18 protein-coding genes, 1 tRNA gene and 1 pseudogene are annotated in these 25,196 nt (G+C 39.9%); 7 read left to right on the top strand and 13 right to left on the bottom strand.

Annotation, left to right across the window (positions count from 1 at the left end):
* Positions 1-29: 29 nt before the first annotated feature.
* From ihfA to thrS, 7 genes are all read right to left on the bottom strand, one after another.
* The gene (gene ihfA, locus CXF95_RS09115; protein WP_007620765.1) at positions 30-326 is read right to left on the bottom strand and encodes an integration host factor subunit alpha; all 297 of its coding nucleotides are present in this window, start codon (positions 324-326) and stop codon (positions 30-32) included.
* A gap of 4 nt (positions 327-330) precedes the next feature.
* Positions 331-2,715, bottom strand: coding sequence for a phenylalanine--tRNA ligase subunit beta (pheT, locus tag CXF95_RS09110; RefSeq protein WP_101198372.1), 2,385 nt, complete (start codon positions 2,713-2,715; stop codon positions 331-333).
* A gap of 14 nt (positions 2,716-2,729) precedes the next feature.
* Positions 2,730-3,710, bottom strand: coding sequence for a phenylalanine--tRNA ligase subunit alpha (gene pheS / locus CXF95_RS09105; RefSeq protein WP_101198371.1), 981 nt, complete (start codon positions 3,708-3,710; stop codon positions 2,730-2,732).
* Positions 3,711-4,313: 603 nt separating this feature from the next.
* Positions 4,314-4,670, bottom strand: a complete 357-nt coding sequence (rplT, locus tag CXF95_RS09100; protein ID WP_007636426.1) for a 50S ribosomal protein L20 — start codon at positions 4,668-4,670, stop codon at positions 4,314-4,316.
* 16 nt (positions 4,671-4,686) lie between these two features.
* Entirely contained in the window at positions 4,687-4,884 is a 198-nt protein-coding gene (gene rpmI, locus CXF95_RS09095) for a 50S ribosomal protein L35 (RefSeq protein WP_007636428.1), read from the bottom strand.
* A gap of 117 nt (positions 4,885-5,001) precedes the next feature.
* Positions 5,002-5,529: a translation initiation factor IF-3 gene (infC, locus tag CXF95_RS09090; protein WP_101198370.1), complete on the bottom strand. Its 528-nt coding sequence runs from the start codon at positions 5,527-5,529 to the stop codon at positions 5,002-5,004.
* A gap of 38 nt (positions 5,530-5,567) precedes the next feature.
* The gene (gene thrS, locus CXF95_RS09085) at positions 5,568-7,481 is read right to left on the bottom strand and encodes a threonine--tRNA ligase (RefSeq protein WP_101198369.1); all 1,914 of its coding nucleotides are present in this window, start codon (positions 7,479-7,481) and stop codon (positions 5,568-5,570) included.
* Positions 7,482-7,658: 177 nt separating this feature from the next.
* Between thrS and CXF95_RS09080 the strand changes: the two genes are divergently transcribed.
* The 7 genes from CXF95_RS09080 to CXF95_RS09050 all read left to right on the top strand — a co-directional run bounded on the left by CXF95_RS09080 (position 7,659) and on the right by CXF95_RS09050 (position 14,219).
* Positions 7,659-8,309, top strand: coding sequence for an START domain-containing protein (locus CXF95_RS09080; RefSeq protein ID WP_101198368.1), 651 nt, complete (start codon positions 7,659-7,661; stop codon positions 8,307-8,309).
* A gap of 282 nt (positions 8,310-8,591) precedes the next feature.
* Positions 8,592-9,452, top strand: coding sequence for a fructosamine kinase family protein (locus tag CXF95_RS09075; protein ID WP_101198367.1), 861 nt, complete (start codon positions 8,592-8,594; stop codon positions 9,450-9,452).
* Between the two features lie 110 nt (positions 9,453-9,562).
* Entirely contained in the window at positions 9,563-10,306 is a 744-nt protein-coding gene (locus CXF95_RS09070; protein ID WP_101198366.1) for a pteridine reductase, read from the top strand.
* 2 nt (positions 10,307-10,308) lie between these two features.
* The gene (locus tag CXF95_RS09065) at positions 10,309-11,310 is read left to right on the top strand and encodes a DUF3080 domain-containing protein (RefSeq protein WP_101198365.1); all 1,002 of its coding nucleotides are present in this window, start codon (positions 10,309-10,311) and stop codon (positions 11,308-11,310) included.
* Positions 11,311-11,430: 120 nt separating this feature from the next.
* Positions 11,431-11,507, top strand: a tRNA-Val gene (locus CXF95_RS09060).
* Positions 11,508-12,256: 749 nt separating this feature from the next.
* Positions 12,257-12,676: a hypothetical protein gene (locus tag CXF95_RS09055; protein WP_101198364.1), complete on the top strand. Its 420-nt coding sequence runs from the start codon at positions 12,257-12,259 to the stop codon at positions 12,674-12,676.
* Positions 12,677-13,919: 1,243 nt separating this feature from the next.
* Positions 13,920-14,219 (top strand): hypothetical protein, encoded by a 300-nt coding sequence (locus CXF95_RS09050; protein ID WP_101198363.1) that lies wholly within the window; start codon positions 13,920-13,922, stop codon positions 14,217-14,219.
* A 46-nt stretch (positions 14,220-14,265) separates the two neighbouring features.
* Here the strand turns inward: CXF95_RS09050 and CXF95_RS09045 are convergent.
* The 6 genes and pseudogenes from CXF95_RS09045 to CXF95_RS09020 form a co-directional block, all read right to left on the bottom strand.
* Positions 14,266-14,578, bottom strand: a pseudogene (locus tag CXF95_RS09045) (group II intron maturase-specific domain-containing protein); the annotation flags it as partial.
* 357 nt (positions 14,579-14,935) lie between these two features.
* The gene (locus tag CXF95_RS09040) at positions 14,936-17,191 is read right to left on the bottom strand and encodes a cation:proton antiporter (protein ID WP_101198362.1); all 2,256 of its coding nucleotides are present in this window, start codon (positions 17,189-17,191) and stop codon (positions 14,936-14,938) included.
* A 53-nt stretch (positions 17,192-17,244) separates the two neighbouring features.
* A complete protein-coding gene (locus tag CXF95_RS09035) occupies positions 17,245-17,574 on the bottom strand; it encodes an STAS domain-containing protein (RefSeq protein WP_157828116.1) in 330 nt (109 codons plus the stop codon).
* 63 nt (positions 17,575-17,637) lie between these two features.
* Complete coding sequence (locus CXF95_RS09030) at positions 17,638-19,233, bottom strand: SpoIIE family protein phosphatase (RefSeq protein WP_198556536.1); 1,596 nt, start codon at positions 19,231-19,233, stop codon at positions 17,638-17,640.
* Between the two features lie 182 nt (positions 19,234-19,415).
* Entirely contained in the window at positions 19,416-19,886 is a 471-nt protein-coding gene (locus tag CXF95_RS09025) for a hypothetical protein (protein ID WP_101198359.1), read from the bottom strand.
* A gap of 79 nt (positions 19,887-19,965) precedes the next feature.
* On the bottom strand, positions 19,966-24,846 hold the full coding sequence (locus CXF95_RS09020) for a response regulator (RefSeq protein WP_198556535.1): 4,881 nt from the start codon (positions 24,844-24,846) through the stop codon (positions 19,966-19,968).
* Between the last annotated feature and the right edge of the window lie 350 nt (positions 24,847-25,196).

The following is a 25,196-nucleotide window of genomic DNA, read 5'->3' as shown; positions in this document are numbered from 1 at the left end:
GGTAATACCGGTTTTTTTTATAACTGTAACTAATCTATTGGCTTCGAACTCTCGACTCTACTTTTAAGTTTTTGACCGGGCCTAAATGTAACCACTCGTCTCGCCTTAATTGGGATGTCTTCTCCGGTTTTAGGATTTCTACCCGGGCGTTCATTTTTTTGTCTTAAATCAAAATTGCCAAAGCCAGATAACTTGACTTGTTCGCCTGATTCTAAGGCTTCGCGAACTTCTTCAAAAAAAGTCTCAACCAGATCTTTAGCATCACGCTTGTTGATCCCAAGTTTTTCAAATAAGTGTTCTGCCATTTCGGCTTTGGTTAACGCCATATCGTCAATCCCTCAAAAATGCTTCAAAATTTTGCGACAACGTGGCTAAAATACCATCTACTGTTGCCTGAATGTCACTTTCTTCTAGTGTTTTAGTTTTATCTTGCAAAACAAGTGAAATTGCTAGGCTTTTCTTTCCCTGTGCAATTCCTTTCCCTCGATACACGTCGAACAAGTTTAGGCCAACTAATTGATTTGCGCCAAATTTTTCTATGCAAGTCAAAATATCTCCGACTACTTTATCATCGTCTACAACGATTGCAATGTCACGTCGATTTGCAGGGAATTTTGAAATTTCTTGCGCTTGAGGTAACTTTTTCACTCCAAAAGAGTGAATTTCCAACTCAAAGACAAAACATCGTCCATTTAACCCTAGTGCCTTTTCAAACTGAGGGTGTACCGCTCCAATCATTCCTAAGGATGAATCACCGCTAAAAATTTCAGCACATTGACCAGGATGTAATGCACTATGATTGACACTTTCAAAACGATAATCCACAACACCAGCGCAATTAAGTAGATTTTCGACGTCTGCCTTTACATCAAAAAAGTCAATTGAACGAGTTACGTTATCCCAGTTTTCATCAGCAACTAAACCACACACCACACCACTGATAACCAGTTCTTGTTTGACACCTGTCTTTTCACTGGGATCAGGAATAAAACGTAAACCCGACTCAAATAATCGAACACGGCCTTGTTGGCGTTTTTGATTGTATGACACAGACTGTAATAATCCGGTCCACAAACTCACACGCATAGTCGACATTTCAGAAGAGATGGGATGGGGTAACTGCAAACCTTCCATATCAGGGAATAATAAAGATTGAATTTTTGGGTCAACAAATGAATAAGTGATAGCTTCTTGGTAGTCACTTTCGACCAAGGTATTTTTTAGTTGATTTAACTGAATTTTTTGTTCTTGATGTTGCGACATTTTCAAACTTGCAACAGGCGCAATATCCGGTATCTGGTTGTAGCCATACACCCTAGCGACTTCTTCAATAAGATCTTCTTCGATACTGATATCAAAACGATATGGCGGCACACTGACTTGCCATATTGTATTTTCAAAAGAAACGCTAAAACCTAAACGTTTAAAAATATCGGTGACGGTATCGGCAGCAATTTCAATACCTAATACTTTAGATAAGCGACTGTGCCTTAAGGTTACCAAACAATTATTTGGCACAAAAGCGCTGTCTATCGCTTCAATCACAGGGCCCGCGTCACCACCTACAATATCAAGTAACAATTGAGTGGCCCGATCCATAGCGATATGTTGCAATTGAGGGTCAACACCACGTTCATAACGATGGGATGCATCAGTATGCAAACCATACTGCCGCGCTTTACCCATAATAGCATCGGGGGTAAAAAAGGCACATTCAAGAAAAATATCTTTACTTTCGCTAGTCATACCTGAGTCAAGACCACCAAAGATACCAGCCATAGCCAAGGCTTTATTCGTATCGGCAATCACTAGTGTGTTGTCCTGGAGTGTCACTTGATTGCCATCTAACAAGGTGAGTTTTTCATCTTGCTTTGCAAATCGAACCACGACATCACCTTCAAGTTTATTATTGTCAAACGCATGCATGGGATGCCCAAGCTCTAACAATACAAAATTAGTGATATCCACCACAGGATCAATACTTCTGACACCAGAACGTCTTAACTTTTCAACCATCCATAAAGGTGTTAATACGTCTAAATTAATATTCTTAATCACTCGGCCTAAATAACGAGGGCAAGCTTCAGGTGCAAGTAATTGAATCTGACGGCTATCGGTAATGCTGGGAGTAACTGCAGGGACTTGCAGTTCGGTAACTGACGTTTGATTAAGCACACCCACTTCACGAGCTAGGCCTTTAATCCCTAAACAATCGGCGCGGTTAGGTGTTAAATCGACTTCAATACTCACATCATCAAGTTGCAAATACGCTCTAATATCTTCACCAATCGGTGCGTCTAAAGGTAATTCTAAAATACCATCATGGTCGTCAGATATACCTAATTCAGAAAAGCTACACAACATACCAAAGGAAGGTTGACCACGTAGTTTCGCCTTCTTGATTTTGAAGTTACCGGGTAACACGGCACCGACTTTTGCCACAGCCACTTTAATGCCTTGACGACAATTTGGTGCACCGCAAACAATATCTAACAGTTCGTCGTCGCCTACATTGATTTTTGTCACTTGTAGCTTATCTGCATCAGGATGCGGGCCACATGTCACTACTTCTCCCACAACTACACCAGAGAACTCACCGGCTACCGCTTCAACACCGTCTACTTCTAAACCAGCCATGCTGAGTTGTTCTGATAACTCATCTGTTGTTACAGATGGATTGACCCATTCTCTTAACCACTTTTCACTAAATTTCATATTCTTGACCCGACCTAATTAAATTGCTTAAGGAAACGAAGATCGTTTTCAAAGAAGGCACGTAAATCATTCACTTCGTAACGCAACATAGTTAAGCGTTCTACGCCCATACCAAAGGCAAAACCTGTATAGATTTCAGGATCAATGTTGACCGCTTTAAGCACATTGGGATGTACCATCCCGCAGCCCAACACCTCTAACCATTTACCATTTTTACCCATCACATCGACTTCTGCAGAAGGTTCTGTAAACGGGAAATACGAAGGCCGAAAACGTACCTGTAAGTCTTGTTCAAAAAAGTTATTTAAAAAATCGTGCAAAATGCCTTTTAGCTCAGCAAAACTTACATTTTTGTCCACCATCAAACCTTCAACCTGATGAAACATAGGTGTATGAGTTTGATCATAATCATTTCGATACACTCGGCCTGGCGAAATGATCCTCAGAGGAGGCTCTTCCACTTCCATAGTTCGAATTTGCACACCTGACGTTTGAGTACGCAACATCACATCAGGATTAAAATAAAAGGTATCGTGATCAGCGCGAGCCGGATGATTTGCCGGAATATTTAATGCATCAAAATTATGAAACCCGTCTTCTATTTCTGGACCAGTCTTAACGCTAAAACCTAACTCATTAAAAAAACTCTCAATACGATTGATAGTGCGAGTGACCGGGTGCAAGCCACCTCGACTCTGCCCTCGACCAGGTAAGGTTACATCTATGGTTTCACCGGCCAACTTCTGATTAAGCTCTTGGGTTTGCAATAACACCCCTCTAGCATGGATCAATTGTTGAATTTTCTGTTTGGCCTGATTGATTTTTTGACCCGCAGCAGGGCGATCTTCATTGGAAAGTTTACCTAACCCTTTAAGTAACTCGGTCATCCGTCCTTTTTTGCCCATAAAATCAACACGCACAGCATCAAGAAGATTGACGTCCTGTGCAGAATTAATTTGCTCTTCTGCTTCACTAATTATGGCATCTAGATCCATAGTGTCCTCGAATTTGGATTAAAAATATGGCCTTTATTCAACAACTTGCTTTAAGTCTTAGGCGATTTCAAAATAGCCGGCAATTCTACACGAAAGCGATACTTTGAGGCTAGGAGCAATTGCCACAAAGTCCGAATATTTAACGATTATCTCCTTCAAATACTCAAATAACGCTATTTTCACAAAATATGAGTCATTTATCAGAAGTACATGAGTCAGCATTGTTATCGACCCAATCTATATTTCATAGTTTGCTGCGTTTTTTAAATGAATGTTCAAAAGATTTTTCACACTCAAACCCAACAACAAGAGATCATAATACCCTCAGCATAGACGCACACAGATTAAGTAAAAGCTCGTCGATTTAGAAGACCCGTTTGGATCTGAGTTCCATAAAAAGGTGAGTTGACGACTAATTTTAATAATGATGCAAAAACGAGGTGTTTGAAGATAATAATAAATGAAGGGGAAATCTTAGGCACTGAGCGCTAGCTTATATCAGACTTTTAATTTGACAAAGAAAAACGGCGAGCATCATGCTCGCCGTTTCCTGAAAGAACTTAAGACTATTTATTAAAAAATCTAGCTAAAAAAGCTAAAAAATTATGCTAATGCACCTTTAGCTGCATTTACTAATGCAACGAATGCATTTTTATCATGTACCGCTATGTCGGCTAAAATCTTACGATCGATTTCAACAGAGGCTTTTTTCAAACCATTGATGAAACGGCTGTAAGACAGGCCATTTTGACGTGAAGCAGCATTTATACGTGCAATCCACAATTGACGGAATGTACGTTTTTTGTTGCGACGGTCACGATAAGCATATTGACCTGCTTTTGTTACTGCTTGAACAGCAACACGATAAACTCGACTACGAGCTCCATAATATCCTTTGGCTTGTTTTAGTACCTTTTTGTGACGGGCACGTGCAACAACACCACGTTTTACTCTTGCCATATTCTAGTCTCCTGTTTTAAACGTAAGGTAACATGCGTTGAATTAACGCAGTGTCGGCCGCATGGACCAGCTTTTTGCCACGTAAGTGACGTTTACGCTTAGAACTCTTCTTGGTCAAAATGTGACGCAAGTGGGACTGTTTACTCTTGAAACGACCTTTAGCAGTTTTTACAAAACGCTTGGCGGCTCCACGGTGTGTTTTCATTTTAGGCATTGCTAAAACTCCGCATTGTTAATAACTTATCGTGTTGCAGACACTCAAAGTTTAAGTTACATATATAGCAGCAAGGTGAGTCAGGGTTGCAGTACCCATCCTACTTGTAGACCTTAACTACTTCTTAATTGGGGCAAGTACCATGATCATCTGACGACCCTCTACCCTATGAGGGAAAGATTCGCAGTTGGCAATGTCTTCCAAATCCGCGCGAACGCGTTTAAGTTGTTCAATGCCAATCTCTTGGTGTGCCATTTCACGTCCACGAAAACGTATCGTTACTTTGGCCTTGTCTCCCGCTTCTAAAAAGCGACGCAGGTTGCGCAGTTTTACCTGGTAATCGCCTTCATCAGTGCCAGGGCGAAATTTAATCTCCTTGACCTGAATTTGCTTCTGTTTTTTCTTTTGCTCTTTAAGTGTCTTGCTTTTTTCAAACAAGAACTTACCGTAATCCATTACTTTACATACGGGCGGTTCAGCATTAGGGCTAATTTCGACCAAGTCTAAACTAGCTTGTTCAGCGACTTCCATGGCTTCACTGATAGATACTACACCTAACGGTTCACCCTCTTTACCCACTAAACGTACTTCATTTAAAGTAATTTCTTCATTGATCCGAGCTTTGTTCGAATCTTTAGCCTTCATGTTAGCGCTTTTAATATGTGGTTCCTCCGCAAAATTAATCAGATATGTTTGTTGTCAACTTCCAACATGGTTTTATCAATAAATGCCTGTATAGACATTTTTCCGAGGTCATCGCCCTTACGCGAACGTACAGCAATTTCCCCACTTTCCATCTCTTTATCGCCAACAACAAGCAAATATGGGACACGCTTGAGCGTGTGCTCGCGGATCTTAAAGCCTATCTTCTCATTTCTCAAGTCCGACTTGACTCTAATTCCACTTTCTTTTAGCTTTTTCACTACTTTATTCGAATAATCGGCCTGTTTATCGGTAATATTCAACACAACGGCCTGAGTCGGTGCTAGCCAAAGTGGAAACAGGCCAGAATATTCTTCAATCAAGATACCTATAAAACGCTCTAAAGAACCTAAAATGGCTCGATGGATCATAACCGGCACTTTACGCTCACCATCCTCAGCCACATAAGTTGAGCCTAGACGTCCAGGCATAGAAAAATCGAGTTGCACTGTGCCACATTGCCAAGCTCTGTCTAAACAATCATGTAAGGTGAATTCAATCTTCGGACCATAGAAAGCCCCTTCACCTGGTAAGTACTGAAAGTCGATACCTTTAGATGTTAATGCTTCTGCTAATTCTTTCTCAGCTTTGTCCCACACTTCGTCACTACCCACACGTTTTCCAGGGCGTGTGGAGAGTTTCACTGAGATACTCTCGAAACCAAAAATCTTATAGATTTCGTAAACTGAATCGATACAACCACCCACTTCAGCCAACACTTGTTCTTCAGTACAGAAAATGTGCGCATCATCTTGAGTAAACCCACGGACACGCATCAAACCATGTAATGCACCTGATGGCTCATTTCTGTGGCAACATCCAAATTCGGCCATACGTAAGGGTAAGTCACGATAAGACTTTAACCCTTGGTTGAAAATCTGCACATGACCCGGGCAGTTCATAGGTTTAATGGCATATTCACGTTTTTCTGAAGTAGTGGTGAACATGTTCTCGGCATATTTATCCCAATGACCAGACTTTTCCCATAAGCTACGGTCCATCATTAACGGCGCTTTCACTTCTTGATAATCATATTCCCGCAATTTGCCACGGATAAACTTTTCAAGCTCGGTGTAAATACTCCAACCATCATTATGCCAAAACACCATACCCGGTGCTTCTTCTTGCCAATGGAATAAATCTAAGGCTTTACCAATTTTGCGGTGATCACGCTTTTCGGCTTCTTCTAATCTATTCAAGTAAGCTTTTAATTGTTTCTTATCAGCCCAAGCGGTGCCATAAACCCGTTGCAACATTTTGTTATCGCTATCACCACGCCAATAGGCACCGGCGACTTTCATTAATTTAAAGTGCTGACAAAAACGCATGTTAGGTACATGGGGGCCACGACACATGTCTATGTATTCTTCGTGATGATACAAACCGGGTTTGTCGTCTTTGTCGATATTTTCGTCAAGGATTTTAATTTTGTAAGACTCACCTCGAGCTTCAAATACGTCTCGGGCTTCTTGCCAAGTCAAGACTTTTTTCACAACGTCGTAATTTGTTTTTGCCAATTCCAACATGCGTTTTTCGATTTTGACTAAGTCCTCATCATTCAATGAGTGCTCCATGTCAATATCGTAATAAAAACCGTTATCGATAGTCGGACCAATTGCCATTTTTGCATCAGGGTATAGTTGCTTAATAGCATGACCAATTAAGTGAGCACAAGAATGTCGAATAATTTCTAATCCATCGTCATCTTTGGCGGTGATAATTTGCAGTTGAGCATCGTTCTCAATTAAGTCGTGTGCATCAACGCGCACGCCATCCACTTTGCCCGCTATGGTGGCTTTAGCTAAGCCAGGGCCAATATCACTGGCCACATCAAATACAGAGACAGCATTTTCAAATTGGCGTTGGCTGCCATCGGGAAGAGTAATTACGGGCATATGGAAATCCTTATGCAGTGGTGACACCTACCAAGCGCCACATGCGAATGTTGAGAGTCGGTTTTAATTCAAACCAATTGATAAAAATAAAAAACACCCAAAAAAGGGTGCTTTGAAAAAAGATGCTCTGCTACCATCAGAACAATTACAGGTATTATAACGAGATAAGGTTTAGTGATGCAATGTAAAGCAATAAAAACTGCTGTTTGCTTCTTGGTTTTAACCGCTTTGTTGAACACTAAGATAAGTTGGGCAGACAATTGGAAACTGGAAAAACACAAAAACAATGTCAGTATCTACAGCAAACTAAACGATTCTGGTTATAAAGAGATATGGGTTAAAGCCATTGTCGAAGCTAATCCCCATGCCTTAATCGCCTTGCTTGATGACGTGGCGTTTTCTTCCAAGTGGATACACAACTGCCTCGAAGTAAAAATTCTGGATGAGGTTTCACCAACTGAACGCTTGTTTGTTACTTTTTTTACAGCGCCTTGGCCAGTAAAAAATCGCGACATGGTGACGTTTTCTAGCATCACCTTCACCGACAATAACGTTCAAATTAAAATATCAGGCAGAGGCGATGCCATACCCCACCATCCAAAATATGTGCGGATGCAAAACATGCATGGATTATGGGAAGCAAATGCACTAGAAAATGGAAAAAGCGAAATCACTTACATGGGAGGTGGTAATCCAGGGGGTAAGCTACCTACATTTTTTGCGAATAGAGAACTGATCACCTCTATGTTTAAAACATTCCAAAATTTAACAAAAGTCATTTTATTAGATGAATATCAGCCAATAGATACCCATAACACCTCTCAATGACAGATGATGAATAGCAGCCATGGTATTCACCATAGGCCAACCTACGTTTTTAAAATATGTTCCATACACTTTTTTCAATGGGAGTTTAAAGGGTGACCGACATCCAGTCTTAAACGGCCCATAAAATGAAACATTCCAGCCATTCTGAAACGCCCATGTTGCGGTGGTAAGGGTATAAATTACTTATTCATATAAATACTTCATCTTTTATAGCTTAATCATCCATACAAGTTAGCCAGTTACACCATAATTAGGCAATCACATACCCAATCAGGTCTGCACATGTGGCACTTTATTAGCGAACAAATCAGTGAGTGTACTCAACAAGATTTCATCTGTGACGACATTCGTGAAGTCACAGCTGGCGAGAGTCACAAAGCCTACAAAATATCAGACGGAAAACGGCGCTTTTTTGTCAAAACCAATGAAAAGATACACAGACCTAATTTTGAGGCTGAAGCGGAAGGTTTAGAACACTTTAGTAACACCCAACTATTTAAAGTGCCAAAAATCATTTGTACCGGTGTGGTATCAGATCATAGCTTTTTAGTCTTAGAACACATAGCTATGACCCAAGGTGATGAACAAAGTTGGTTTCACTTTGGGCAAAAATTAGCTGAACTCCATAAGACACATACTCAAAATATGTATGGTTGGCAAGAAGATAATTTTGTTGGGCTGACCTCGCAACCCAATCTCTGGCAAAAGAAATGGAGTTATTTTTTTGCTGAGCAACGTATTGGGTTTATGCTGCAATTGTTATCTGAAAAAGGTCATATTTCAATCAATATCGATGATGTAGTAGCAGCAATCAAAAACTTACTCTCGGGTCATAACCCCACAGCATCAATGCTACATGGTGACCTTTGGCAAGGTAACACCGGGTTTTATAAAAATCAGCCGGTATTATACGACCCAGCCCTTTATTTTGGTGATCGCGAGACAGACTTAGCCATGTCAGAATTATTTAGTCGATTTCCTGAAAGCTTCTATCAAGGCTATGATGACTTTTGGCCACTTGACACAGACTATCAATATCGTAAGCCCATTTATCAGCTTTACCATGTATTGAACCACGCGATACTTTTTGGTGGTCATTATCTAGATAGCGCAAAATTCACCCTTAAAAACCTAGATATCTAGATTTTTAAGGGTAAATGTGAGGGTCAGTTGATCTTTCCTACTCAGCCCACCCTATTCTTTAACACCGTTCGGATATACCCTTATCTTTTAATAGCTTAAGTTTGAGTAAAATGGAAAACAAAGTCACCCTTATTACAGGTAGTGCCAAAAGGATCGGCGCCCATACAGCAAAATACCTACATTCTTTTGGTTCAAACATTGTGGTGCATTGCAATGAATCGAGACAAGAAGCCGAATCACTATGCTTAGAGCTCAATCACATCAGAGCAAAGTCGGCCATGTTGGTGCAAGGTGATTTGTCCGACTTATCGAACGTTGAGCGCATTGGTCAACAAGCCATCGATTCATTTGGTCGCTTAGATGTATTAATTAATAATGCATCGTCATTTTATCCCACTCCCGTTGGCACTATCACCACCAAAGACTGGCAAAACCTTGTTGGCAGTAATATGCAAGGGCCATTATTTTTATCTCAATATTGTGCACCCGCATTAGCTCAAAATACGGGTGTCATTATTAATATGGTCGATATCCATGCTACAAGACCCTTAAAAGATCACACGCTTTACTGCATGGCCAAATCAGCGCTAGTGACCATGACCCAATCTTTAGCTTTAGAATTAGCGCCTGAGATACGTGTTAACGGTGTAGCACCGGGCGCAATATTATGGCCAGAAATGCAAATGACCCAAGATGATAAACAACAAATTCTAAACCAAGTGCCCGCACAGCGACTAGGCACCATGGAAGATATTGCCCATACAATTAAGTTTTTAATAGAAGCCTCTTATGTGTCAGGACAAATTATTGCCGTTGATGGAGGACGCAGTATTTCTTCCTATACAAAAGGTTAGCTGTGCGTCAGAACCCTTTTATTCTGTTGATGATGTTGGTTGTGGGCTGTGACAGCAGCCACTCACTGCAAAACCATTTACAAGATTATCAACAACGTATGGCGAACGTATTAGAGGTTGAAAGCCCAGACAGCCTGAACATTAGTTTGCCACCCTACCCGGCGCTTAGGGATATAAAACAAAATATTCCGGCCACCACAATGAAACTTTTTGAGTTTTATAACCTGCAACACTGTGAATTGTATAGTCTCGTTGCCGAGCGCAATACGTCCCTTGGTAATCTCCAATTACCCTCTACCCGTTATCTGTACGAAAGACATTTACTGGATGCGTTGCAACTATGTCTTAAGGACACCACAGACTCAAAGTTACGAGAAAAGTTAGCAAGTTGGCAACAAACCAAAACGCAGCAGTTACCGATGGTTTGGGCAGACTTAATTCAACTTAGCAGCGAATTAAAACAAAGTTTCAGTGCCAATTTTGGATTAATTGAAGGCAATCAACAAGATGGCCTGAATCAATCCAAAGCAGCATTACACTACCTTGTTCAACTTGACAAAAAACAGCAGATTATCAGTGCAGAATTAGAACAACATTTGCAATATTTGATGAACAATCCGTTACCCGCTAAATTATGGTTAAGCCAACTGACATTAACCAAACACTTAAATCAAGCTACTGAATGGCTTTTAGAACACGCTGTTAACCTTCAATGTTCCGGAAACGGGTCAAACAAAAAAGCGGAATATCTAAGCAACGTTTTTCAGCAGTTTTTTATCGAAAAAATCCAACCTCTTGCCAGCCAAATTAATCACTACCAATACCAACTCAGTCCCATTTTAGAAGACCTAGTAGCCCATCCAAATTTGTCACCCAGTTTTAAATACTATATCAACCAATCCAACCAACAAGGCTTTGAAAATTATCAAGTTGCTATGCAACAACATATAGATTTTTGGCAAAAATTCTTTAAACGCTGCAATATCAAGCCAGGTAAACGCTAATTTGTACAATTGCTGCGCGATCGAACCGATATAACTAAAAAAGGGCTTGCAGATAAATAATCACATCGTTATTATACGCGCCGCTTAGAAGCTCAGTCTTTTAGCGACAGTCCAATCAATACAACCGTAGCTCAGCTGGTTAGAGCACTACCTTGACATGGTAGGGGTCGGTGGTTCGAGTCCACTCGGTTGTACCAATTCTAAAGGCTTTCAGCCAAAGTAGTCACCAAAAAACATAGTGTATATTAAAAGTGGGAACGTTCTGGGAACATCCTCCAAAAAATAAGCTTAGTGTAATTCTATTAGGAAAGTAGGTGCGAATAAGCTTGCTAAAACATTATCAAATTACCCTTCGAGTATTGACGCCGCCCAACAATAAGTTAATACCTCGCTAACTAAAATATCACACAGCCTTTTTCTTTTTTGCCAAACTGGTCTTTACTTAAAATGCTTTAGAATTCCTTCCAAGCGATTTCATATTGATGAAAGACCTACTGCCCTTGGCTTTATTCCCCAAGGGCTTTTATTTATGCGTTAATTGTCAAAGACCATACTTAGCGGGTGAATCTTCTTCTGTTTGCTATTTCTGCGAATTAGCTTTATTGCGACTTTCCGGTGTTCCTGTAAAAGTTTCTGAAGTTACGGGTGTGTTCGAAAAGCTAAGCAACGGTACTGGCAAACAAAGGCGGTAGAGATTTAAACCGCCTACCCGCACCATGCAAAAATTCATTTCATGGTCTTTAATTACATAATGGATTTTAGCCAATCAAGGAAGCGGCTAATGTTAAAAACCAAGAAAGAGTTTGATTCTTGTGTAGCATCCCGATGAAATACTGATCGTCTAAAAGCAAATGATTTTTTATGGGGAAGAAAAAGGTACGTGACCGACGCACAATCTGCTTCGTTAAATATACCGTGACACTGTCACATTTTATGGGATGGGCTAATGCGATTTACAATCACAGACGAAAACAAGGTACATGCGTGGTCATATATTCAGAGTAAGTTGAAAAACGACCCCTTTTATTTTGCACATGTCGAATATTACGAACTGAAAAAAATCATCACTTCGTCATTCATTTCTATAAAGCAGGATGACTCCCTAGCTACTAATCTAGACTCATGGTGTAAGAAGCACCTAAATGAAAAACAGCTAAACGTTTTACGAGCGGCGCTACGCAAAAAGAAATCCAGGCGTAAACATGCTTCCTTTTCTGTCGAGTTACCGCGCGAAACATACCTTGATTTAAAATATCTTGCAGCAGCCGAAGATATGAATATAAAGGACTATCTTGTCATGCTTATCGATATTCGTAGTAAAGAAGCTTGCCCACCGTCCATAAATAGCCAAAATATTAATCTGTGACAGTGTCACGTCAATAAATTTGCTCAACAGCTAGTGTTGAAGATTAAGAATTAGATGCAAAAGTCCTATTTTCAATAAACATTTCTGTACGAGCATATTAAAGTTTTTATCTTGCACAGCCACGCCCCCCCTTTTTGGTCGGGTTTGTGCCAAAAGCCGACATAAGGTTCTAGTCTAGAAAAGGCTTAAATCGACCTATAGCTGACGTTAGAGAATTCGATCTATCAGACTATATTGAGCGTAAATCAGACATATGATTAAGCCATTGTGAGAGGCGAAATTGGTTTTTAGATAACTAAATTATTTATGGCTATTTAATCTTGTTCTGACCCCGATATTTATAAATCAGACATATGATTAAGCCATTGTGAGAGGCGAAATTGGTTTTTAGATAACTAAATTATTTATGGCTATTTAATCTTGTTCTGACCCCGATATTTCTTTTTGTGGCTGTAGACAAAAAATAAGTCGTACAGAAGGCCGCCGCCGCGCGGGAAGATGCTGCGTAGCTCTGCCTTTATCTATTCGGCTCAAATGTGCCAATACCCATCATTCGGAGTCACTTCAGTTAAACTGATTTTCGCGATAATTTGTCAGTCTAGTTCGCAGCCCAAAAGGGCAGCTAACGACCTAAAGCGGACGTAAGAGAATTCAAACTATCAGACTATATTGAGCGAAAAATCATCATACGAATAATCAAATTTGACTGACGGCAATGAGCGAGAGGACGGTGGGAGGATAAGTTTCTCTAACCGTTTAGATACCAAGTACGCGCTGAAAGCAAGCATCTAACGGCGAAAATCTAACACCACCTCAGATAAGTTTGTTTGAAAAAAAGCCGTTCATCATAATAAACAATATTCAGAGCTGGTTTGCACAACAGCGGGAAGCGCTTGTTCTAAATTCTGAATTATGTGAAAACAGTTGATTAATAGACGAAAAATAGCCAACTTTCACTCCCTTAAGAATATAAAATAGATGTCAATATGGAAAATATGAGGCATCATGTATTCTGATTTTAGGAAAAATGACGTTTTATTTTACCTATACTCTTAGTGCGTCTATACATAGCTACCTCCTACCTTACAAGGTAGTATAGCTTGCAAGGTCTCACTAATAATTAGTTATGTTAGCATCGGCTATTAATAGATCGGTTGATATCTTTTTGTTCTTAAGATCAATGTATGACCTGAACTAAATAAACTATAATTATTTTTGATATTTGTTGTAGGAGGTATTTACTATGTCATATATTTATGGAATGGAAAAATTACATATGGCTATTATGAATCTAGTTGGCCCAGGCTCAATGCAGAGCCGATTAAAAAATGCGATTAATAGCCATTTGCTGCATATATCGGTCGGCACTGATATACCTAAAGAGCTTGGTAAAGAGTACTTTGAGATAATTAATTCACTGACTAAAAATGAAGCTCCAAGTGAAATTGATGCTGAGCATTGCGCTCAAAAAATTGTAGGTCTGCACGAGAAGCTTTCTCAATTGGTGCATTATTCACATAATCCGGTAGCCAAGGGGCTCTAATCCTCAGCCCCCACAACACACTGCATGCGGCTCCTCACAGGGCGTTTCACTTAGGATAATGAAGCGCAATCCAACCATCACGTAATGAGTAAAGCCCTTCGGATTTTAAGTAATCAAGGATAAGGCTTGATTGATCTCAGGAGTTTTCGCACTACCCCACGCCCTTTACTGGTAATGCCACACGCAACCGCAGCTTGTAAACGTATACCTAATCTCATTAAGTTTCTTACTTTGGTGCGGGGCTTACGCCACTGTCGCCAATAGGCGATTCTCACTCTGCGCCTGTTCCAGTGATCCAATTCGACACAGCGTTGATAACAATTGGCGATCCCAAAGTAGTTTATCCAGCCATGTACATACATGTTTTCCCTGTTCAAAATGATGAATTGTGAAGAGCGACAAGACCTGAGTGGCGGCAATGAGCGATCTAGCCATTCAGTAACTTTGCCTTCAACGGCAAGTTCACTGAGAAAGCGGTCAGTCGAAAATTAAGGTTGAATTGTAAGTTTGTGCCAATACCAGCCGTAGACTAATCACTCATTGACTGGCTCAAGTTGCCACTAAGCTGGTATTAGAGTGCACAGGTTTGAATGCTAACAATGTTCTAGTTCAGCGGCTTTCCAATTCAGCAACAATTAGTGCAATTGCTCCTAGTGCTTCATTGTTTTGCTGATTAAAGTCAGATGGGATTTGAACTACATAACCAGCCAATGAAATTATCCATTCATAATAGAAATCTTTCGATAGTTCTCTCCGATGGAACCAAATATCGTTTTAAGTCCTTCCATATGATTTGTTGAAGAAACCAACAATGCTTTAGACTCTGCATTGAGTTCCATTTTTGTATCGAGATAGCTTTCTCTTATCTTAGATAATCCTTTACCTTCTCCCAGAGTCATCCCCTTTAACATATCCATATCCATATCATCATAGTCTTCGGCTATATCTTTTAAGGTTAACAATACTGTATCCAAGCCTTCAACTGCAATACAAGCCAGTGATTTTGTTTTATCATTGTCCTCCAATAATTTTAATTCCTTACCCAGTTTTTCCAACTCTTCATTAAGAGCAATAAGCAAGGTCTGGTTATCCATCAACAAATTCACTTTTTCATATTCTTTTGACTCAAGCTTGGCATTGGTTAAAATATCGCGAATAGCAGCACCAACAATTTCATTTAGAACCTTAAACGAATCATAAAGGGCCTTTATTTGCATAATGTCTTTTTCTTCTCTAAATGCGTTAAAAGATTTAGAAATGATATCTAGCAATCTGGCCTGTTCTTTTTGCGTTTTTTCAATTGCATCTAAAGGGTCATCTAAAGAATAATTACCTAAGTACTGTAGACTAGATGTTTCCTTTGCCAAAATTCTAGATTTAGATATCTTGTCAACCAGTAATGTTGCGGTATGAACATTCCCGTCTAACAGAAAATCATGATTAAATTGATCTAAATTAGCTTTGTCTTTTTCAGAAGCTACTTTTGCAATAATTTTCAAATCAGGATCAACTAGAGTAATCGCGGCACTCACCTTTTGAATCTCTTCAATCGACTCAAGTGCAATAACAATGCTCATTGCATCCTTAATCCTTAACTTATCTAGTAGAACTCTATCGGCAGGATCGCCAAACACTACATTGCGTTCAGATTCTTTTGCTTTGACATAGTCATCAGTATCATCTGTAATAATCACATGGTTTATTTCTTCCTTTTGTAGTTTCTCTGATACGGCTTGCCCAAAAGTTCCATAACCACACAAAATAACATGACCACCTATCACGCTTGATTTTTCAAATGATTCTTTTGCGACATCAGTTTTTATGACTAAACCAACGATTGAATCAAGGTTGTTAATCAGGAAGGGTGTATAGATCATGGTTAACACAATTGTCACCATCAATATCTGTATGGTGACGGTATCCATCATTTGTTCTGCCATCAACAAGGAGAAAACAACCAGTGAAAACTCACCTATTTCAGATAAGGTTATCGCTGTTTTTAATGATGTCTTAGGTGTGTTTGATTTAATTAATATTAAATAAGTTATCGACATTTTAACTAACATAACAAACAGACTAAGCCCCAAAACAATTAAGATATTATCCTTCACAACACCGAGGTCAATTTGTAAACCTATGGAAACAAAGAAGACCCCTAGCAATAAATCTCTAAAGGGAATGAGATCAGCCTCTACCTGATATTTATAAATTGTGTCGGCAATCATCATTCCAGCAATAAAAGCGCCGAGTGAATAAGAAAAGCCAAAGTAATGCGCAATATACGAAGCGCCTATAACAACAAACAAAATCGACCCCATATATATTTCTTTTGAATTACTATTAGAGACAATTTTAAAAAAATAGCTGAGTAGATATTTACCGATTAAAACTAAAATTGATAAAGCTATTGCCGCATCAATGGCTGTTTCTAATAATAAATCAGAAAGGCTCTTATCGTTATTAGTAAATATTGCGATCATCAATAAAATTGGAATAACTGCGATATCTTGGAAAATTAAAATACCAAGGGAGTTGCGGCCGTAGTCAGTTGTAATTTGACCCGATTCGTTCAATATTTTTAATACAATGGCTGTTGATGATAACGACAAACCAAAACCAGCGACTATTGCTGCCTTATATTCAATTGCAAAGATATAATGTGCTATTAATGCTAATACAATGCCACTAACAAAGACTTGTAGAAATCCGTATATAAAAACTTCCTTTTTCATTTTTTTAAGATGGGATATCGAAAATTCAAGTCCTATAGTAAACATTAAGAAAACCACACCAAACTCAGCTACATGCTCTAATTCTTCATTACCTTGCACTTTAAGATTAAATATTGCGCCGACAATAATTCCGGTAAAAATATATCCAATCACTGTAGGCATATTAAATCGTTTTAAAAACACATTTAATAACGTTGCTATTGCCACTGTTGCAATAATAATTAAGATGAAGTTATGCATTGAACAATTATCTCCAATAAAAAATCAAATTTTTTAGTATTTGGATAACGGGGTTAGTTTAATGAACTTACTGCTTCCTCTAGAGAATTAAAAGAAGCGACCATGCCACTAAATCCACTTATTTCAAAAACTTCAGTTATTTGTTCATTGCCATTGCAAACAACGATAACACCGCCTTTAGGCTTGAGTAATTTGGCAGTTTTTAGGACCACTCGTAACCCTGCACTTGAGATGTACTCAGTGGATGTATAGTCCATGACGACATTTTTTTCACCACTATCAATTGCTTCAACAATCAACCTTTCAGCATCAGGCGATGTATTAGTATCAAGACGGCCTATAGGCGAAATAACAAACACACCTTGTTCTTTTTTTGTTTCCATGCTCATAAACTACCTCTTATACTTCAAGTTTAATTAATCTTTATTTAGTATTATTGCGACACTCTATTTAGCAGTAAACTGCTTTACTAAAGTCACTACATTTTTTTCAATATTTCTATGATAAGCAACATGGTCAAACATCTTTTTAACCAAATGAATACCTAGTCCTCCCATATCTCTTTCTTCAATGGATGCTTTTGTATTTGGATTTTCCATTTGAAAAGGATTGAAAGGCATGCCATCGTCTGTAATTACTACGACAATTGAACTCTCAACGACTGAAATTCTCACCCCGATTTTATGCTGCTGTTCATCGTTATAGCCATAACTGACTACATTTGTCAGTAGATCATCAAGTGCCATTGAAATAGTCGATTTTACTTTTTGGTTTACTTTATTATTAGTTGCAAACTCATCAAATAAATCAACAACCTTTTCAATTTCATTTAACGCATTAGTGACCTGAAATGAAATAGTTTTATCTTGCTCACTTTGCATCTCGCCTAAGTAATCTAATACCATGACGGTAATATCATCAGCCTGACGACCTTGCCCTTCAAATTCATGCACATCACTAAGTATCTGTTCAACCATTTGTTTTGGTGAACGATTCTCGGTATTTTCAAATAAGCTCACTAATCTTGGATCACCATAAAATTCACCATGAGCGGTATCTGCCTCTGTCACGCCATCAGTAAATATCAACAAAGAGTCACCCTTATTTAGCTGAACAAAACCTTCTTTGTAGGCAAAACCTTCTATTGCGGCTACCACCGGTCCATCAAGTCTCTTTAATAGCTCAATTACGCCATTAGCGCGTCTTAGAATGGGTGGATTGTGTCCAGCGTTGGTAGTTAATACTTTTCCGGTAAGCGTATTTAATATACATACAAATAACGTGACAAAAAGGCACCCCTCATTATCTTGACTTAATTCATCATTAACATGTGTAACAATACTTGCCGTAGAAGGGTCATTTGAAGCTCTGGATTTAATTAGCGTCTTAGCCATAGCCATAAATAATGCTGCAGGAACACCTTTACCAGATACGTCACCTACACAAAAACAAACATGTTCTTCATCTATATTAAACACATCATAGAAATCACCACCGACTTCTCTTGCGGGTTCTAATGAGGCGTAAATATTATACATGTGACTGGCTGGAAAAATGCTGGGAACCATTGCTAATTGAATCTCCCGCCCAACATCTAACTCATTTTGCATGCGTTTTTTTTGTTCTTCAATGATTTTATAAGCTGACTTTAACTCTTCATGCCTTTGCTTTAACGCTAACTGTGTTTTAACTCTGGCTTCTACAATGGCTGGCGATATTGGTTTTGTTAAATAATCTGCAGCACCTAAATCTAAACCTTTAGCTTCACTTTCTTCTTGTCCCATTGCGGTAACAAAAATAATCGGGATATCTTTTGTTTTAGGGTCATTTTTTAATTGCTTACAAACCTCATAACCATCCATTTCAGGCATCATAATGTCTAATAATATTAGATCAGGTGGGGAGTTAGAATTTGCTGCTTTTATCGCCTGCTGCCCATTTATTGCCGCCATCATTTTATAAGATGGCTTTAACAATTCAACCAACACATTGATATTTAATCGTTCATCATCGACCACTAATATCTTCTGGATTTTATCCACCACACGCTAGCCCACCACTGATTTATCGTTCATGTTTTTTATAACACACTACGCCCGATGTAAATCGAGCCCCTTACAAAACGCGAATTTACGGTAAGTAAATATGCACTTGGAGCATAAACCGAACAGGGCCGCATCGCGTGCTTGAATTGTTAAAACCCGAGGAATACCTGAAAAAACTTCTAACCGTAGGCCTCAATCGAGAAAATGATGGAAGGCACCAGTGGTTCATCTGGTGTAGGTTGAATCGCTTCGACACCCACACCTGCAGCCGCGTTATTGGTTGCCATAAGGACCTGAATAACATCTCCGGCATTGAGGTGGACTAATCCCTGGCTGACAATAACGTCTTTAAGGTCTACATGGAACAGGTTCAACAGCACATTGCTGTCAGGTACGTTTTCACCATTTACCCGCAGCCAGCAACGAAAGTTGGCGTTGTCGCCTGGATTTTCGCGCCCTACCTGTGGTGCAGCAACAACAAGGTAATCACCGTCAGATTCCACCGTGAAACTACCAGTTTTGGGGTCAAGTAATACACCGTTTGAACCGTCAATTTTATCAATGTGGATCACTTGACCCACATCATCCTGTTTAATGCGTTGGGTAACTGAGCCCGATGCCTGCATCCAAATATCTTTACCATTTTTCATTCTTATTTATCCCCAAAGCAATGATTTAAAAGGTGAGTGTAAATGTTAAATCTAGTCTGATTTTCATCAAATACAAGATTTAAATTGGATCAATAACATCATCTGAATTGTCCATTAGGCGCAAACCAGCCTCTGATTTATCGATAATATTTTGTTTAACTAAGTCTAAAATTTTCTGCGCTTCTTCGTACTCAAAACCAGCAACTTGTTTCTTTAATTTGGATAACAATACCTTCTGATTATATCCTTTCAAACTAGATATTAAGTCTTCAGTCTGTTCCTCTGAGTCAGGGTCCATTTCTTCTAATAACTGCGCTAATGCAGTTATCTTTTCACTGACTGTTTCAACACTTTCCAGAATATAAACCTCTGAGTCATCAGCTTGTTGGCTGTTGCTACTTGCGACTAATTTGAGTTGCTCAAATAATGGCTGTAAAACAACAACCAATTCTTCCAAAGTAGACTCAAATAATTCCTTTTGGTTATTTTTAATAGCGAGCTCAAGATTACCAGCCTGCTCCTGAACAGATAATGCGCCAATGGTTCCAGCTATTCCTTTTAATGTGTGGGCGATTCTTTGTACTTCGTCAAAATTTTCTAACGACAATGCTTGCTCAATCGTCAGCAATACATTTTGATAGTCATTATAGAAATCCATAATGAGTTTATTTAATAGTTTTTTATTGCCATTGACATGTTTAAGCCCTTCTTCTATTGAAAGGCCTCTGATCTGTTCTATCCCGTCAGTATTAGCCTCTGGGGTATTATTCTCATCAATTTTTATTGTTTCAGGAATTTCCCTATCACCGGGTTTTATCCATTTAACCAGTGTATTAAATAAAACCGTGGGATTAATGGGTTTGCTAATATGGTCATTCATGCCAGCGGCCAAAGCCGATTCTTTATCTTCTTGAGTTGCATTTGCTGTCATTGCCAAAATTGGTAAATCTGCATATTGTTGCTTTTGTCTGATCAACTTGGTCGCAGTATAGCCGTCCATAATGGGCATTTGAACGTCCATTAATACACAATCATAATTATTTAATTCGAAATCCTCAACAGCCTCTTTTCCATTATTAGCGACATCTACGACCAATAACTCCGCCTCTAATAGTTCAGTCGCTACCTGCTGATTAATCGCATTATCTTCAACCAAAAGAATCTTTGCACCGCGAATTTTATCTAACGCTTCTTTGTCAATACCTAGGCTCTGCCTACTTCCTTTGGCGTTACCAAGTATTTGATGGCCAAAAGTCTCCATGATGGTATCTAACAACAGTGATGGATTGACGGGTTTATTCAGTTCGTTGTCTAACAAAGAAACACCGTCCATATCAGCATAATCACCATAACCATAAGCGGTAACCAATATAACTTTAGGTATTTTCTTTAATTTTAGTTTTTGCTTTATCTGTTTGGTAGCGGTCACGCCGTCCATTCCATTGGGCATAATGAAATCCATAAGAACTAAATCAAATGGTTGGTCAACACCTATTAATTTTTCAAACGCTTCTTCAGCCGCCGCAACACACTCAACTTCTAAACCAAAATCATTGATATATTGCTCTAATATTTCTCTGGCATGTGGATTATCATCGACGACAAGAACTTTAAGTCCGTCAAGATCAGAAGACAGCTTTTTATCCTGAGGATTAGGGTTGATGTCTAAATGAATATCAAAAATAAATTTGCTTCCTTTGCCGGGTTCACTTTCAATCCAGATTTTACCGCCCATCATTTCAACCAGTTGTTTAGAAATAGTTAAGCCTAATCCTGTGCCGCCATATTTTCTTGATGTTGAGGTATCCGCTTGAGAGAAGGATTGGAATAATTTACCCATTTGTTCTTGGCTCATGCCAATGCCGGTGTCTTCAACCGAAAACTTTATCGTCGCTCTATCAGCTTTCTGATTGACTAAACTTATTCTTAACAGTATTTCTCCTCTTTCAGTAAACTTCACCGCATTATTGGATAAATTTATCAAAATTTGCCCTAAACGAAGTGGATCGCCCAGTAAGTTTACAGGTACATCAGAAGCTCTTGAAAACAAAAGCTCCAGATCTTTTTCCTGAGTTTTAACGCTAATCATGGTGGCCAGACTTTCCAAAACCTCATCCAATGAAAATGGGATCACTTCCATATCAAGCTTACCGGCTTCAATTTTAGAAAAATCGAGAATATCGTTAATGATACCTAATAAAGAATTTGCCGATGAATGAACTTTGTTAAGATAATCTTGTTGTTTAGGCGTTAATGACGTGCGTAGTGCTAGGTCAGACAAACCAATAATCGCATTCATTGGCGTGCGGATCTCGTGGCTCATATTGGCTAGAAAATCGCTCTTGGCCTGATTCGCAGCATCGGCTGCATTTTTTGCCTCGAGGATCTCAGTGTCTGCCTTTACACGATCGGTTATGTCCTTAATAAAAGCAGAATATAATATTTCGCCGTCAATCAAATTTTTGGTTATTCCAACTTCGGTTGGAAAAACAACACCGGACTTTGTTAGGCCAAACAGTTTCAACCCACGGCTCTCCAGACTGATACCGGCAGTGGTTCTGTCCCGAAACCTATGAACGTTTGCGAGATGATCTTTCCGGGCATACTCCGGGATCAGCATTGTAATTTCATGACCTAGCACTTCGTCCGCACCGTAGCCCCACATCTGCTCACATGCAGGGTTGAATCCTACGACACGCTGCTGATCGTCTATTGTTAGTATGCCATCAGTAGCATTCTCCAGAATCAACTCTGATTTTTTGGTCGCCTTCTTCAATTCCTGAGTACGTTCTTCAACACGATCTTCCAACTCATCCCTAGCCCGTAACAATATCTTATTGGTTCGTTCACCGGTCACTAGGATTAAAACTATGCCTCCGAGCGCCAAGAAAAGCGTGATACCGAGAACACCAAAAGCAGTCTGTTGTACAGTTAAATAGGTGGATAATGCTTCATCGACATCAATTTCACTGGTCAAACCGATCCCAAGGTTGCCATTCCATAACCAAGCACCAAAAACTGGAACGCCGCGATAGTCACCATATCCAATCAGGTTACTTTGCACGGGAGATTGTTGGTTTCTAGAATTGACTTTGCTAGCTATCGCACTGTCTGCCATTAAAGTCATCGCCTGCTGTTTCCGAGGGACGTCTGAGCGAAAACCTTGTGTTAAATTCACACCCGGATCACGAATCTGAATATTCATGATGCTCGACTCACCTTCGCCAAGCAAACCTATCTGCCGCAAATCATCTTCAAAGCGACTTCCAGAAAGCAAAGTGCCATTTTGATCGAAGGCGTAACTTTCTCCGCTTTCGCCAACTCTGGATAATTGCATTACACGTGTGAAACCCTGTGCAGGATCGAGACGCATCGTTAGTGCTGCGATAACTTTACCATCCTTGCGCTTAATCGGCACAGCAATGAAAATACTTATTGAATGTGCTATGTCTTTGTCGCCTATGACCACATCGGAGTATATTGATGGTACAAATACGGCCTCACCTGCAAATACACGTTCAAGTAATTTAGGCCTCTGGTCGGCAATCAGATTTTGAATGCCAATATTGTTATCCCTAGCTGAACCGACACTGATCCCTTCCCGGTTGATGATAAAAAAACCAAGTTCCAGCTCTTCCCGATACTGTGCTAGCACTAAACGTGTTGTGGCTAGTTCTTCGGATTGCGTTAGTGCATCGGGATTCACTTTGATTCTCAGTAACCCATCGATTGCAGCAATCAGCTCGGTATTTCTGGCGACTTGAGTGAGAAGTGAAACCCGCGAATCTACCCACATTTCAAGTCGTTGATTTGTCGTTATAAGCACGTTTTCCAGATTGTTTTTCATGTCCATCAATATTTTTCCTTTGATCTGTGCCAAAGCAAACCAGCCGATGATGCTGATAGTAATCACGAAAATGCTGAGTGAACTGTATATGATGATCCGAAAGCGTAATGTGCCCGTTTGTAAAACCACGCCAGAATCAGATGAAAAACGTTTGCTTATTACGTTCAGCAGCATCAATAATAAGAATAGACCGAACACGCCTCCGACCAGCCACCACAGTATTGAGAGATTGCCGACACCCGTAATAGCAGGCGGGCTACCCAACCATTGTTGCCGTAGGTCAGTGACTGCAGTTCGATCAAGGCTGTCCAGCGCCTTCTGTAGTATATTTCTTAGCAACGGTTGACCAATACTGGTCGCGATACTCATGACTGATGCCATGTTTGGATCTACTTCTATATTGGCGATTTTCACGCCCGGCACCTTGGTTGATTTGATGAGGTAATCCAGAATCGAAAATCCACCGACGGAAGCGAACGCCCGACCATCGGCGACGGCATGCAGGCAGGCCGTTGCATCGTTTAATGGTAGAAGGTTTAAATCAGAATAATTTTGGCGCAGAAACTCCTCGGTCGACGAACCTTGCGGTATGCACACCGTTCGACCAACCAGGTCATTTAAGGAAGCTATCCCAGTTACATGCTCCTGGATGGCAAGTACAGGCGAGGTGATCGAGTAAGGGGAGGTAAACAGCAGAAATTCGCGACGTTCAGGTGTATCGACAATGTTGAGCATCACGTCGAGATCGCCAGAACGCATCATGTCTAGGAACTCATTCCAGTCCGGGCCGCTCACGAATTCGACTTGCAGACCGGCCTGCTTGGCCAATAGCCGCATATAGTCGATTGAAAACCCCGTCGGCTCTCCATCAACGTTGAAGTTGTATGGCGGCCAGTTGGTTTCATTGTGGACGCGGATCACTGGATTGTCAGCAATCCAGGCCAGCTCCTCATTGCTGAAATTCAGATCCAGGGACTGTGCGTTCACAATCGGCGCAATTGCCGTCAACAAGAGAAGCAGGGAGCAGCACCTGAGTGAATTCAAGAATCCGGTCAAGCAGAATATCTGACGCTTAAGCCCTTTATCTATAAATTTGCTCAGACTGTCAATCATAGTACCCACCAAGAAATCCTCTTTTTTGTAATAGAAACCAGTCACCATCGCATAGAAACGTGGAACGCAGCCTTGCACCCTGACAATTTTACTTATACAGAACCACGGTATTATGAACTTGTCGAAATCAAGCAGAATTAATGACCTTCGTACTACATTATTTCATATTTTGGACACAGCTTACTCTTTCCCATTTAATAAACGGTCGCTCACGCAAAGTTCTGTAATTCTTTGCTTTATCAGGTTTCGACCTAATCGTAACAGATTATTCACAAGTTCGTGACAAGCAAGAAATCGTTGAGCATGGTGCTGTGATTTAAACCGTTCCTCTTGCCTTCTATTGCCTCCTC

The sequence above is a fragment of the Paraglaciecola sp. MB-3u-78 genome (assembly GCF_002835935.1).
Taxonomy (GTDB): domain Bacteria; phylum Pseudomonadota; class Gammaproteobacteria; order Enterobacterales; family Alteromonadaceae; genus Paraglaciecola.
Note: the sequence above shows the minus strand (reverse complement) of the source record. Positions and strands in the feature narration are given on the sequence as shown.